The organism is Patulibacter sp. SYSU D01012, from assembly GCF_017916475.1.
In the GTDB taxonomy this organism is placed as follows: Bacteria; Actinomycetota; Thermoleophilia; order Solirubrobacterales; family Solirubrobacteraceae; genus Patulibacter.
The window spans coordinates 881,519-894,674 of sequence record NZ_JAFMTB010000002.1 but is presented as its reverse complement, the minus strand read 5'-3'; the positions used below and the strand labels follow the sequence as shown (position 1 = coordinate 894,674).

At 73.0% G+C, this 13,156-nt stretch carries 10 protein-coding genes; 9 read left to right on the top strand and 1 reads right to left on the bottom strand.

All coding sequences use genetic code 11. The annotated features are described in order from the left end of the window. The first annotated feature begins 238 nt into the window (after positions 1 to 238). From secA to nadA, 6 genes are all read left to right on the top strand, one after another. Positions 239 to 3,106 (top strand): preprotein translocase subunit SecA, encoded by a 2,868-nt coding sequence (gene secA, locus J3P29_RS13665; protein ID WP_210494038.1) that lies wholly within the window; start codon positions 239 to 241, stop codon positions 3,104 to 3,106. A gap of 106 nt (positions 3,107 to 3,212) precedes the next feature. Then, on the top strand, positions 3,213 to 3,848 hold the full coding sequence (locus J3P29_RS13660) for a GNAT family N-acetyltransferase (protein WP_210494037.1): 636 nt from the start codon (positions 3,213 to 3,215) through the stop codon (positions 3,846 to 3,848). Positions 3,849 to 3,923: 75 nt separating this feature from the next. Then, positions 3,924 to 5,051, top strand: coding sequence for a peptide chain release factor 2 (gene prfB / locus J3P29_RS13655; RefSeq protein ID WP_210494036.1), 1,128 nt, complete (start codon positions 3,924 to 3,926; stop codon positions 5,049 to 5,051). 162 nt (positions 5,052 to 5,213) lie between these two features. Further along, positions 5,214 to 6,380 (top strand): acyl-CoA dehydrogenase family protein, encoded by a 1,167-nt coding sequence (locus J3P29_RS13650; protein WP_210494034.1) that lies wholly within the window; start codon positions 5,214 to 5,216, stop codon positions 6,378 to 6,380. Between the two features lie 52 nt (positions 6,381 to 6,432). After that, positions 6,433 to 7,299 carry a carboxylating nicotinate-nucleotide diphosphorylase gene (gene nadC / locus J3P29_RS13645; RefSeq protein WP_210494033.1) on the top strand — a complete coding sequence of 289 codons (867 nt, stop codon included), beginning with the start codon at positions 6,433 to 6,435 and terminating at the stop codon, positions 7,297 to 7,299. Positions 7,300 to 7,313: 14 nt separating this feature from the next. Beyond that, complete coding sequence (gene nadA / locus J3P29_RS13640) at positions 7,314 to 8,396, top strand: quinolinate synthase NadA (RefSeq protein WP_210495082.1); 1,083 nt, start codon at positions 7,314 to 7,316, stop codon at positions 8,394 to 8,396. Between the two features lie 145 nt (positions 8,397 to 8,541). Here the strand turns inward: nadA and J3P29_RS13635 are convergent, their stop codons facing one another. Beyond that, positions 8,542 to 9,807, bottom strand: a complete 1,266-nt coding sequence (locus tag J3P29_RS13635; protein WP_210494032.1) for a pitrilysin family protein — start codon at positions 9,805 to 9,807, stop codon at positions 8,542 to 8,544. Between the two features lie 151 nt (positions 9,808 to 9,958). On the opposite strand from J3P29_RS13635, the gene ftsE reads away from it, so the two are divergent. The 3 genes from ftsE to J3P29_RS13620 all read left to right on the top strand — a co-directional run bounded on the left by ftsE (position 9,959) and on the right by J3P29_RS13620 (position 13,156). After that, positions 9,959 to 10,849, top strand: coding sequence for a cell division ATP-binding protein FtsE (gene ftsE, locus J3P29_RS13630; protein WP_210494030.1), 891 nt, complete (start codon positions 9,959 to 9,961; stop codon positions 10,847 to 10,849). Positions 10,850 to 10,888: 39 nt separating this feature from the next. After that, the gene (locus J3P29_RS13625; protein ID WP_210494029.1) at positions 10,889 to 11,791 is read left to right on the top strand and encodes a permease-like cell division protein FtsX; all 903 of its coding nucleotides are present in this window, start codon (positions 10,889 to 10,891) and stop codon (positions 11,789 to 11,791) included. A 147-nt stretch (positions 11,792 to 11,938) separates the two neighbouring features. Then, positions 11,939 to 13,156 (top strand): S41 family peptidase, encoded by a 1,218-nt coding sequence (locus J3P29_RS13620; protein WP_210494028.1) that lies wholly within the window; start codon positions 11,939 to 11,941, stop codon positions 13,154 to 13,156.

Sequence of the window (13,156 nt, the reverse complement as noted above, 5' to 3'; positions counted from 1 at the left end):
CCGTCGCCGGGCGCCGCGCACGTCGCGCGGCGCCCGGGCGTCCCGCCCGCCGTGCGCGGGCGGTGCGACGCCCCGCCGGCCTCCGGCCGGCCCGCCCGCCGGGGCGCCCCTCGCCGGGGCGCCCCGGCCGCCGCAGGAAACGGTGTTCCTGCGCGTGGCCACGGCCCCGTTCGTAACCGCCGGGTAAAGGTCCGCGACGCGTCCCGAACGGGCTGGGGCCGTTGATACGCTGACCCGCATGGGCATTCTTTCTCGCGCGCTGAGCATCGGCGAGGGCAAGCTGCTGCGCGAGTACGAGAAGCGCGTGGGGCGCATCAACGCGTTCGAGCCGGAGCTCGAGCTCAGCTCGGACGACGACCTGCGCCAGCGCTTCGCGGACCTGCGCGTCGAGGCCGAGGGCGGCCGCGACCTGGACGAGATGCTGCCCGAGGTGTTCGCGGTCACGCGCGAGATGAGCAAGCGCGTCCTGGGGATGCGGCACTTCGACGTCCAGCTCATCGGCGCCCAGGTCCTGCACGGCGGGTCCATCGCCGAGATGCGCACCGGCGAGGGCAAGACGCTCACCGCGACGCTCGCGGTGGCGCTCAACGCGCTCTCGGGCCGGGGCGTCCACGTCGTCACGGTCAACGACTACCTCGCGAAGCGCGACGCCGAGTGGATGGCGCGCCTGTACAACGCGCTCGGCCTGTCCGTCGGCGTGCTGCAGAACATGCAGGCGTACGAGGACAAGCGCGCCGCCTACGCCGCCGACATCACGTACGGGACGAACTCCGAGTTCGGCTTCGACTACCTGCGCGACAACATGGCGCAGTCGCTCGAGGAGAAGGTGCAGCACGGCGGCCGGATGAGCACGGCCGCGGACGGCACCGAGAAGCCGATCGCGATGCACAACTTCGCGATCGTCGACGAGGTCGACAACATCCTCATCGACGAGGCGCGGACGCCGCTGATCATCTCGGGCGCCCCCGAGAAGGCGGCCGACCTGTACGTGACGTTCGCGAAGCTCGCGCGCACGATGGTCGCGGGCAAGCGCCCCGAGGGCATGGACCCGCGCGCGAAGAAGGAGTTCGTCGCGGACTTCGACTACGAGTTCGACGAGAAGCACAAGACCGTGGCGGTCACGGAGCGCGGCGTCGAGAAGGCCGAGCGCTTCCTCGGCATCGACCACCTGTACCGCGCCGAGAACGGCCACCTGGTCAACCACCTGCACCAGTCCCTGAAGGCCGAGTCGCTTTACAAGCGCGACAAGGACTACGCCGTCATCGACGGCGAGGTGGCGATCATCGACGAGCACACGGGGCGCATCCTCGAGGGCCGCCGCTGGTCCGAGGGCCTGCACCAGGCGGTCGAGGCGAAGGAGGGCGTGGCGATCCAGGAGGAGAACCAGACCCTCGCGACCGTCACGCTGCAGAACTACTTCCGCATGTACGACAAGCTCGCCGGCATGACGGGCACGGCCCTGACCGAGGCCAACGAGTTCCAGAAGATCTACAAGCTCGGCGTCGTCCCGATCCCGACGAACCGCCCCGTCCAGCGCGTCGACCACAACGACGACGTCTTCAAGACGAAGGACGGCAAGTGGGCCGCCGTGACCCGCGAGGTCGTCGAGCGGCACGCCCGCCGGCAGCCGGTGCTCGTCGGCACGGTGTCCGTCGAGGTGTCCGAGTTGCTCTCCGCGCTCTTCCACCGCGCGGGCATCGCGCACACGGTGCTGAACGCCAAGCCCGAGCACGCCGCGTCCGAGGGCGAGATCGTCGCCGAGGCCGGCCGCTCCGGCGCCGTGACGATCGCCACCAACATGGCCGGCCGCGGCGTCGACATCAAGCTCGGCGGCGACCCGGAGCACCTCCTGCGCAAGGAGCTGCGCAAGGAGGGCCTGCAGCCCGGCGACGAGGGGTACGACGAGCGCTTCGCCGAGCGCCTGCCCGCGATGCGCGAGCAGTGCGAGGCGGACCGCGAGGTCGTGCTCGAGGCGGGCGGCCTGTTCATCTGCGGCACGGAGCGCCACGAGTCCCGCCGCATCGACAACCAGCTGCGCGGTCGCGCCGGCCGCCAGGGCGACCCCGGCGAGTCGCGCTTCTTCCTCTCGGCGCAGGACGACCTGGTCCGCATCTTCGCCGGCGACCGGATCTACAAGATCCTCGACCGCTTCCAGGCCGTCGACGACGACGGCAACGAGCTGCCGATCTCGGCCGGCATGCTGTCGAAGCAGATCGAGAAGGCGCAGCGCACCGTGGAGGAGCGCAACTTCCTCGTCCGCAAGCGCGTCCTCGAGTACGACGACGTCATCAACGAGCAGCGTCGCGTCGTCTACGCCTACCGCGACCAGATCCTCGAGGGTCGCGACATGAGCGACGACGCGAAGGAGGAGATCGGCAACGTCATCTCCCGCTCGCTCGACGACTACCTGCCGGCGGACGACTTCGAGGCGTGGGACGTCGACGGCCTGCTCGTCGCGCTGCGCGCGCTCTGGCCCGTCACGCTCGAGCGTGCCGACATCGACCCGGACAGCACGGACCGCGACGAGCTGCACCGCATCCTCCACGACGACGCGATCGCCGCCTACGACCGGCGCGAGGGCGAGCTCGGCGACGAGCTGATGCGCCAGGTCGAGCGCTACCTGCTGCTGTCGATCATCGACCAGCGCTGGCGCGAGCACCTGTACGACATGGACTACCTGCGCGAGGGCATCCACCTGCGCGGGTACGCCCAGATCGAGCCGATCGTCGCCTACAAGAACGAGGCGTACGACCTGTTCCAGGACCTCATGGCGTCGATCTGGAACGACTTCGCCCAGATGGTCTTCAACGTCCAGGTCGAGGTCGAGGACCCCAACCTGCAGCCGGCGTCCGGCCCGGCCGACGGGGGCGAGCTGAACTACTCCGGCGGGTCCGGCACGGCGCCGGCGTCGCTCGAGCAGATCGCCGCGGGGGACGTCGACGGCGCGGCGCTCGCGGCGTACGACAACGGCGACGAGCCGGCCGAGGGCCAGATCGTCCAGCAGCGCGTCGTCTCGGAGCGGGACCAGCTGGGCCGCAACGACCTGTGCTGGTGCGGGTCGGGGCGCAAGTACAAGAAGTGCCACGGCGCGCCCGGGCGCGTCTGAGCCGCCCCGGGCGTCGATCCCCCGGGCGTCGATCCCCCGGACGGCCGACCGGCCCCGCCGGTCGACCGTCCGGGGCGTCCGCCCCACGGGGCCCTATCCTCGGGGCATGCCCGCCCTGCGTCCACCGAGCCCGCCGCTGCGCGCCGAGGGCGTGCTGCTGCGCGCGCTGCGCGGGGCCGACGTGCCCGCGATCACCGAGGCCTGCCAGGACGAGGACATCCAGCGCTGGACGCGCGTGCCGTCGCCGTACCGCGAGTCCGACGCCCGGGGCTGGATCGCGGGGATGCGCACGCGCGAGAAGTCGGGCGAGGCGGTCGAGCTCGGGATCGCCGGCGCCGACTCCGGCCAGCTGATCGGCGCGATCGGCGTGCTGCGCATGGACTGGCGCAACCGCGCCGGCGAGATCGGCTACTGGGTGACTCCGGCGTACCGGGGCCGCGGGATCGCCACCGTCGCGCTGCGGATGCTCTCGCGGTGGGCGCTCGGGCCGCTGGGCCTGGAGCGGGTCGAGCTGCGCATCTGGGAGGCCAACACGCCGTCCCGCGTCGTCGCCGAGAAGGCCGGCTTCGTGCACGAGGGGACGCTCCGGGGGAGCGTCATCGACCGGATGGGCCCCGAGACCCGCCGCGACGTCGACGTGTACGGCCTGCTGCGGACGGACGTCGCGGCCGAGCGCGCGCCCGAGCGCCGCGCCGAGCTGGGTGGCGGCCGCGTCACCACCGCCGGCCCCGGCCGTCCGTAGCCGCCCCGCCGCGGCCGGCGCGCCCCGTTCCGGCCGGACCGCCCCGCCCGCCCTGGTGCTAGCGTCGGAGGACGAATGGCCGTCCCCGAGAACGCCCCCGAACGCATCGCCGCCGCCCGCGGGCGGTTCGCCGACCTGGAGCCGCACTTGCGGCCGACCGAGCTCCGCGCCCGCGTGGCCGAGCTCGAGACCGACATGGGGGCCGCCGGCTTCTGGGACGACCAGACGAACGCCGCGAAGGTCAACACGGAGCACGCGCGCGCGACGCGCAAGCTCCAGGTGCACGACCAGCTCGCGTCCGACCTGGACGACCTCGAGGGCCTGCTCGAGCTCGCCGAGGAGGACGACGACCTGGCCGCCGAGCTCGCCGAGCAGCTCGACTCCGTCGAGGAGCGCCTGGCCGGGCTGGAGGAGGAGCGGCTCTTCACCGGCCCCTACGACGCGGGCGACGCCCTCGTGACCGTCAACGCGGGCGCCGGCGGCACGGACGCCCAGGACTGGGCCGAGATGGTCCTGCGCATGGAGATGAAGTGGGCGGAGGCCCGCGGCTTCAAGGTCGACCTGCTCGAGGCGTCCGCGGGCGAGCAGGCGGGCATCAAGTCGGCCACGTTCCGCGCGCAGGGCGACCACGCCTACGGGCTGTTCGGCGCCGAGCGCGGCGTGCACCGCCTCGTCCGCATCTCGCCCTTCGACTCGCAGGGGCGTCGCCAGACCGCGTTCGCCGGCCTCGAGGTCGCGCCCGTCGTCGAGGAGATCGGCGACATCGAGATCCGCGACGAGGACCTGCGCGTCGACACGTACCGCGCGTCCGGTGCCGGGGGCCAGCACGTCAACAAGACCGACTCCGCCGTGCGCCTGACGCACGCGCCCACCGGCATCGTCGTCGCCTGCCAGCAGGAGCGTTCGCAGACCGCGAACAAGGAGACGGCGATGAAGATGCTCTACGCGAAGATCGTGGAGCAGAAGGAGCGCGAGCGGCAGGAGGAGATCGCGAAGGAGAAGGGCGAGGCCCAGGACGTGGGCTGGGGCTCGCAGATCCGCTCCTACGTCCTCAACCCGTACACGATGGTCAAGGACCTGCGCACGGGCGTGGAGACGGGCAACGTGCAGCTCGTGCTCGACGGCGCGCTCGACGACTTCGTGCGCGCCTGGCTGCTCCAGCAGGCCGGCCAGACCGAGGCCGCCGGCAGCGCCAGCGAGTAGCGGGCGGCGAGCTCCGCGCCGGCCACGACGCCGCGTCCTCGGGCGCGGCGTTCCTTTCGCCGCCTCTCGGCTGGCCAGCCAGCCAGGATCGCGGTAGGCTCCGCGGCGATCCCGCCCCGCGCCCTCCCGCGCGGCGCGACCGACCCGACCCCGGAGCCCCCGATGGCCATCGACTTCACGTTCACCGACGAGCAGCAGGCGTACCGCGAGGCCCTGCGCGACACGTTCGCGCGCGAGATCGGCTCGACCGAGAAGCACGAGCAGCACACGCAGGGCGGCACCGTGGGGCACAGCCCCGCGCTCGCCGCGACGCTGGGCGAGGCGGGGCTGCTCGGGCCCAGCATCGCCGAGGACCTGGGCGGGGGCGGGGCCGGCGTCGTCGAGGAGATGATCCTGCTCGAGGAGCTCATGAAGGCCCGCGCGCCGATCAGCGCGTACCCCGTGTCGCTCATCGTGGCCGGCGCGGTGCAGAAGTTCGGCACGCCCGAGCAGCAGGCGCTCGTGCTGGGCAACGTCGCCCGCGGCGGCGCCGAGGCGATCGCGATGTCCGAGCCCGAGGCCGGCTCCGACGTCGCCGCGCTCACGACGTCGGCGCGCAAGGTCGACGGCGGCTGGGTGCTCAACGGCGTGAAGGTGTGGATCTCGAACGCCCACATCGCCGACCGCATCCTCGTCGTCTGCCGCGACGCGGCGACGACTGGGAACCCGCCCGCCCCCAAGCACGAGGGCCTGTGCATGATCTGGGTCGACCCGCAGGCCGAGGGCGTGCGCGTCGACGGGATCGACACGATCGGCGGCTACCGCGAGGTCAACTACGTCTACCTCGACGACGTCTTCGCGCCCGACGACGCCGTGCTCGGCGAGCCGGGCAACGGCTGGCTGCAGCTCATGGCCGGGCTCAACACCGAGCGCCTGATCATCGCCGCGCTCGGGCTCGGCCAGGCCGAGCAGGCCCTGGGCGACGCGCTGGCGTACGCGAAGGAGCGCCGCCAGTTCGGCCGCCCGATCGGCTCGTTCCAGGTGCAGCAGCACCGGCTCGTCGACATGGCGACGCAGGTCGAGCTCGCCCGCCTCCTCGTCTACAAGGTCGCCGCCGACGTCGACCGCGACCCGACCGCGCTGTTCCCGCGCGAGGCGTCGATGGCGAAGATCTACGCGACGGAGACGGCCGAGCGGGTCGTCCGCGACGCGTTCAAGATCCACGGCGGCTACGGCTACGCCAAGGAGTACGCGGTGAGCCACCAGATCTCGCACGCGATGGTGTCGACGATCTTCGGCGGCACGAACGACATCCAGCGCAACATCATCGCCAAGGTCATGGGGCTCTAGGCCCGGGGCGGGGGCCACGGCCCGGGCGCGCCCCCGCCTATCCTGCGTCGGGATGTCCGCGCTCGACCCGACCGCCGCCCTTTACGACCTCGTCGCCCGCGCCCTCGCGGAGGACCTGGGCGACGCGGGGGACGTGACCGCCCAGGCGACGGTGCCCGAGGCGCTCGCGGGCACCGCCACGGTCACCCAGAAGGCGCCCGGCGTCATCGCGGGCCTGGACGCGTTCGCGGCGGTGGCCGCGGCGGTCGACCCGGGCCTGACCGTCGAGCCGCTGACGGAGGAGGGCGTGTGGCGCGAGCGCGGGCCGGTGCTGGCGCTCGAGGGGTCCGCCCGCTCGATCCTGGCCGTCGAGCGCACCGCGCTGAACATCGTCGGCCGCCTGTCGGGCGTCGCGACGATGACCCGCCGCTACGTCGACGCGGTCGCCGGGACGGGCGCGACGATCCTCGACACGCGCAAGACCACCCCGGGCATGCGGCTGCTCGAGAAGCGCGCCGTCGTCACCGGGGGCGGAGCCAACCACCGCATCGGGCTCTTCGACGAGATCCTGATCAAGGAGAACCACGCCGCGATGGCCGGTGGCGTCGGCCCGGCCGTCCGCGCCGCCCACGCGCTCCGCCCCGACCTGCCGCTCGTCGTGGAGTGCCAGGACCTGGACGAGGTGGACGTCGCGCTCGCGACGGCCGCCGAGCTGGGCCTGGAGCGCTTCCGCGTCCTGCTCGACAACATGAGCCACGACGACCTGCGCGAGGCCGTGGCCCGCGCCGCCGGACGGGTGCCGCTCGAGGCGTCCGGCAACGTCTCGCTGGGGACCGTCGAGGCGATCGCGCGGACCGGCGTAGACTTCATCTCCTCCGGCGCCCTGACGCACTCGGCGCCGGTGCTCGACCTGTCGTTGATCCTGGAGCCCCGCTCGTGACCATCCCGCTGCCGATGGCGGACGACCCCGTCCGCGCCGGCGTGCCGGCCCCTTCGCCCGAGGACCTGCAGGCGCTGCGCGAGGAGATCCGCGCGCTGGCGGCGGAGAAGCACGCCGTCATCCTCGCCCACAACTACCAGCTGCCCGAGGTGCAGGACGTGGCCGACGTCGTCGGCGACTCCCTGGGCCTGTCGATCGAGGCGGCGAAGACGGACGCGCAGACGATCGTCTTCTGCGGCGTGCACTTCATGGCCGAGTCCGCGTCGGTGCTCTCGCCCGAGAAGACGGTCCTGATCCCGGACGTCGACGCCGGCTGCTCGCTCGCCGACTCCATCACCGCGGAGCAGCTGCGCGGCTGGCAGGACAAGCACCCCGGCGCGATCACCGTGATGTACGTCAACACGACCGCCGACGTGAAGGCGCTGACGGACTACTGCGTCACGTCGTCGAACGCCGTCCCCGTCGTGCGGCGGATCATCCGCGAGCACGGGCCGGACACCGAGATCCTCTTCGGGCCCGACATGTTCCTCGGCTCGTACGTGGCGAAGGAGATCGCGAAGCCCGCCGCGGGCGAGCCCACGTACACGGGGACCTTCCGCGTGTGGGACGGCGAGTGCCACGTGCACGCCGGCATCCGCCCGGCGGACATCGACCGCGTGCGGGCCGAGCACCCCGACGCCGAGTTCCTGATCCACCCCGAGTGCGGCTGCTCGACGCAGGCGATGGAGTACGTCGCCGCGGGCGACGTCGACGCGTCGGGCGTGCACATGCTGTCGACGGGCGGGATGCTCGACTACGCGCACGAGCAGGAGACGCGGGCGAAGGCCTCGGGGCGGCGCACGACGATCGTCGCGACCGAGACGGGGATGCTGCATCCGCTGCGCCAGGCGGCCCCGGACGTCGACTTCGTGCCGGCGAACGCCAGCGCGGCGTGCGGCTACATGAAGATGATCACCCTGCCGAAGGTGCGCGACTGCCTGAAGTACGGGCGCACCGTCGTGAAGGTGCCCGACGACGTCGCGCAGCGCGCGCAGCTGCCGATCGAGCGGATGATCCAGGTCGGGCGCGACGAGAACGCGCCCCTCGGCGGCGAGTAGCCGCCCCGGCGCGGTCCCGCGGCACGCGGGGCCGCGCGCCCGGCGGGCCGCCGGGCTCCTGCGGTCGTCAGGGCCTCGAAGGCCGGGGGCCAGGACGGCGAACCCGCGACGGCCGCGCGGCGGACCGCCGCCGCGGCGGCGGCGCCTAGCGGCTCCAGCCGAAGTCGCCCTCGCCGTGCGGCCCCACGCAGGCGACGGACGCCTCGTTCGGGTCGATGCGGCGGGCGACCTCGCGGACGTCGTCCAGGGTGACGGCGTCCAGGCGGGCGACCGCCTCGTCCGTGTCGAAGCCCTCGCCGTGGACGATGGCCTGGCTGGCGGCGTGGCGGGCGACGGCGCCGCTGTTCTCGAAGGCGAGGACCAGGCGTCCGGCGGAGTAGGCGCGGGCGCGCTCGACCTCCTCGGCCGTCGGCCCGTCCTCGTGCAGCTCGGCCACGATCTCGCGCATGCGGCCGTACGCCTCCAGGCACTTCGTCGAGTCCAGTCCGGCCGAGAGCTGCAGCTGCGACGTGTCGCCCAGCGACCACGCGCCCGCGGAGACGGAGTAGGCCAGGCCGCGCTGCTCGCGGATCTCGTCGAACAGGCGCGAGCCCATCGAGCCGCCGAGCAGGGTGCCGTAGATCTGCAGCGCCGCGCGCGTCGCCGGGTCCGCCGCGTCGACGTCCGGGCGGTACGCGACGCGCAGGTGCGACTGGTTCGTGTCGCGCTCCTCGACCACCACGTCCGTGCGCGGGGCGGGGGCGGGCTCGACGCCGCCGGCGTCGTGCTCGAGGTCGGGGAAGCGCGCGAAGAGCTCGCCGAGCGCGGCGTCGTCGGGCAGGTGGTCGACGGCGCCGACCAGGAACGCGCCGCCCGTCCGGCCCGACCAGCGGCGCTCGCGGAACGCGACGACCTGGTCGCGGGTGAAGGTGCGCAGGTGGTCGGCCGGCCCGAGCACCGTGCGGCCGAGCGGGTGGTCGCCGAACGTCGCCCGGTCCAGCAGCTGCTCGGCCAGCGCCGACGGCTGGTCGTGGTAGCGGGCGATCTCCTGGATGACGACGCCGCGCTCCTTGTCGAGCTCGTCGGCGTCGAGCTTGGGGCGGCCCGCGAAGTCCGTGAGCAGGTCGAGCGCCTCGGCGGCGGCCTCGGCGCGCACCGTGATGTGGAACGCGACCATGGAGTGCGACGTGAAGGCGTTGAGCACGCCGCCCATCCGCTCGGCCGTCTCGTTGACCTTGCGGTAGTGGTCGTACGTCTCGCCGCCCTTGAACACGAGGTGCTCGAGGAAGTGGGCGATGCCGTTCTCCTCCTCGCGCTCGGCCCGGGCGCCCGCGTCGAAGGCCACGAGGGCCGTCAGCGTCCGGGTGCCGGGCATCGCGATCCGGTGGATCGGCAGGCCGTTGGGGGCGACGGTGGAGGTGATCTGCGGCATCCCGACGACCGTAGCGCGCCGCCCCCGCCGCGCCCTGCCCGGCGGACGTTCCGCCGTGGGGCGGAGCGGCGCCGACGGGCGCCGCAAGCGCCGTTGCAGTGCACAGAACCATGCAGGAACCGAGGCCCCGCGGTGCAACTCTGGCTGACGTATGGCCCGCACCCGCCCCAACGCCCGCACCCGCCGGGCGGACCGCCCCGCCGTCGACCGCGTCGTCGCGCGTCCGACGCACCCGGACGCGGTCATCGACTTCCAGCACGTCACGAAGGCGTACGACCGCACGAGCGCGGGCGTACGCGACGTGTCGTTCTCCGTGCACCGGGGGGACTTCGTCTTCCTCGTCGGCCAGACCGGCGCGGGCAAGTCGACGCTCATGAAGCTCCTGCTCAAGGAGATGGAGCCCGACGCCGGCGTGATCCGCGTCGCGGGGCGCGACCTGTCCGAGATCACGCGCAAGAAGGTGCCGTTCTACCGGCGCAACCTCGGCGTGGTCTTCCAGGACTTCAAGCTGCTGCCCAACCGCACCGTGCACGACAACGTCGCGTACGCGCTGCAGGTGACGGGCGCCTCGCGCAAGCAGATCCGCCGCCAGGTGCCCGACATCCTGCGCCTGACCGGCCTGTCGACGAAGCTCCACAACTACCCGCACCAGCTGTCGGGCGGCGAGCAGCAGCGCGTCTCCGTGGCGCGAGCGTTCGTCAACCACCCGCCGCTGCTGCTCGCCGACGAGCCGACGGGCAACCTGGACCCCGACACGACGATCGGGATCATGCAGCTGCTCTACCGGATCAACAAGACCGGGACGACGGTGCTCGTCGCGACCCACGACGAGGGCATGGTCAACCGCATGCGCCGCCGCGTGATCGAGCTGCAGGGCGGCCGGATCGTCCGCGACGAGGTCGCCGGCGGCTACAGCCAGGCGTCCAGCGAGTCGACCGCCGAGTTCGGCGCGCTGCTGCGCGGCGAGCCGGCGCCCGCCCCGCAGCGGGCCAAGCGGCCGAGCGAGGCCTCCGACCTCTTCGACGAGGCGTTCAGCGAGTAGCGCGCCCGCGCCCGCGACCGCCTGCGACCCAGGACCACGATGAACCGCGTCACCTTCTTCCTCAAGGAAGCCCTCCGCTCGATCGGCCGCAATCCGATCCCGAGCTTCGCCGCCCTGATGGCGGTGCTGATCACGACCCTCGTGCTCGGCATCTTCATCCCGGCGGTGCAGCTGGCCAACGGCGCCGCCGCCGACGTCCGCGACCGCATCCAGGTCAACGTCTTCATGAAGACGAACGCGACGAAGGCCGACGTCCAGCGCGTCCAGGCCCGCCTGCAGAACGACACGCCGCACGTCAAGAGCGTCCAGTACGTGTCGAAGGCCCAGGCGTACGCCGAGCAGAAGCGGCAGAACCCCGAGGCCTACGAGCTGCTCGGCAAGGTCAACCCGCTGCCGGACACGTTCCGCGTGACCCCGGACGACGCCCGCAACGGCGCCGCGATCGTGGCGTCGCTGCAGAAGCCGGGCGCGTCGGGCAAGGCCACGTTCGTGGACAGCAAGATCGGGTCGACGAAGCAGTCGAAGAACGAGGCCGGGAAGATCGTGAAGATCACCGGCGCGGTCAAGCTCTCGCTCGGCGCCCTCGGCCTGCTGCTGATCGTCGCGTCGATCCTGCTGATCTCGAACACGATCCGCCTGTCGCTCTTCTCCCGCCGCCGCGAGGTCGAGGTGATGAAGCTCGTCGGCGCGACCGACTCCTTCATCCGCTGGCCGTTCGTGCTCGAGGGCCTGATCCTCGGCGCGATCGGCGGCGGCGTGGCGATCGTGATGCTGGGCCTGGCCAAGGTCACGATCCTCAACCAGCTCGAGGGCGTCGCCAACCTGATCTCGCGCCCGGACATGATCCAGTTCGGCCCGCTCGTCGCGCTCCTCGTGCTCGCGAGCATCGCCGTCGCGGCCGCCGGCTCGGGCCTCTCGCTCCGCCGCTTCCTGCGGGTCTGATCCCGTCCGTCCCGCCCCGCCGGCCGCCGCCGGCCGGGCGGGCCGCGATCCCCGCCGCCGGTGCGCGTCCGCGCCCGGCGGCGGTCGTCGTTCCGGGACGCCGCGCCCGCAGGCGCGCGCCGCCTCGCCGCCCGGCATGCTGTCGGGGTGCACTTCGGATCCCGGGTCCTGCGAGGCGTGCTCGGCGCCCTCGTCCTCCTCGTCGTCGTGGGCGCCATCTTCTCGGCCGGCGCGTACGTCGGCGCCCGCGAGCCCGAGCGCCTGCCGTCCGTCCTGCGCGACCGCATCGTCGACCGCGACGGCGCGGCCGCCATCAACGAGGCGTTCGGCCTGCTGCGCGACGACTACTACCGCGACCCCGGGAAGGCCGAGCTCGTCGACGACGCGATCGGCGGCATGGTCCAGGGGCTGGACGACCGCTTCTCGCAGTACCTGAACCCGACCGACTTCCGGCGCTTCCAGCAGTCGCAGGACAACCGCTTCGACGGCATCGGCGTCGTCGTGTCCGAGGATCCGAAGGGCCTGCGCGTCAACACGGTCTACCCGGGGTCGCCGGCGAAGGAGGCCGGCGTGCGGGAGGGCGACCGGATCGTCGAGGCCGGCGGCAAGCGCCTGGCGGGCCTGACGGCCGACCAGGCGTCGAACAGCGTCCGCGGCCCGGCCGGGACGAAGGTGGCGCTCGTCCTGCTGCGGCGCGAGGGCGGCAAGGACCGCCGCGTGTCCGTCACGTCGGAGCGGCGCCCCGTCGAGGTGCCGATCGTCGACTCGGCGCTGCGGACGGAGGGCGGCCAGAAGGTCGGCGTGGTGCGGCTCGCGCAGTTCACCAACGGCGCCGCGCAGCAGGTGGGGCGCGCGTTCGTGCGGTTGAAGGCCCGAGGCGCCGAGCGCTTCGTCCTGGACCTGCGGTCGAACCCCGGCGGGCTGGTGAACGAGGCGCAGGGCGTCGCGAGCCTGTTCCTCGACGGCGGGACGGTCGTGACGCTGCGCGGGCGGACGATCGGCGAGCAGCGCTACACCGCCACGGACGACCCGCCGTTCCCGCGGCAGAAGCTCGTCGTCCTGGTCGACCGCGGGTCGGCGTCGGCGTCCGAGATCGTCACCGGGGCGCTGCAGGACCGCGACCGCGCCACGATCGTCGGCACGCACACGTTCGGCAAGGGCGTCTTCCAGCGCGTCGAGCCGCTCGCCAGCGGCGGCGCGCTCGACATCACCGCCGGCCAGTACTTCACGCCGAAGGACCGCAACCTCGGGGGCCGGGGCACGGCGCGGGGCAAGGGCCTGGCGCCCGACGTGCGCGCCGAGGACGACCCGAAGACCCCGGCCGACGAGGCGCTCGCGCGCGCCTTGCGGGTCGCCGCCGGGTAG

What these genes read in the sequence shown, in the direction of transcription:
- J3P29_RS13650 (WP_210494034.1), top strand. Translation starts at nt 5,214, where the DNA reads ATGGCCATCGACTTCACGTTCACCGACGAGCAGCAGGCGTACCGCGAG.
- prfB (WP_210494036.1), top strand. Translation starts at nt 3,924, where the DNA reads ATGGCCGTCCCCGAGAACGCCCCCGAACGCATCGCCGCCGCCCGCGGG.
- ftsE (WP_210494030.1), top strand. Translation starts at nt 9,959, where the DNA reads ATGGCCCGCACCCGCCCCAACGCCCGCACCCGCCGGGCGGACCGCCCC.
- nadC (WP_210494033.1), top strand. Translation starts at nt 6,433, where the DNA reads ATGTCCGCGCTCGACCCGACCGCCGCCCTTTACGACCTCGTCGCCCGC.
- secA (WP_210494038.1), top strand. Translation starts at nt 239, where the DNA reads ATGGGCATTCTTTCTCGCGCGCTGAGCATCGGCGAGGGCAAGCTGCTG.
- J3P29_RS13635 (WP_210494032.1), bottom strand. Translation starts at nt 9,807, where the DNA reads ATGCCGCAGATCACCTCCACCGTCGCCCCCAACGGCCTGCCGATCCAC.
- J3P29_RS13660 (WP_210494037.1), top strand. Translation starts at nt 3,213, where the DNA reads ATGCCCGCCCTGCGTCCACCGAGCCCGCCGCTGCGCGCCGAGGGCGTG.
- nadA (WP_210495082.1), top strand. Translation starts at nt 7,314, where the DNA reads ATGGCGGACGACCCCGTCCGCGCCGGCGTGCCGGCCCCTTCGCCCGAG.
- J3P29_RS13625 (WP_210494029.1), top strand. Translation starts at nt 10,889, where the DNA reads ATGAACCGCGTCACCTTCTTCCTCAAGGAAGCCCTCCGCTCGATCGGC.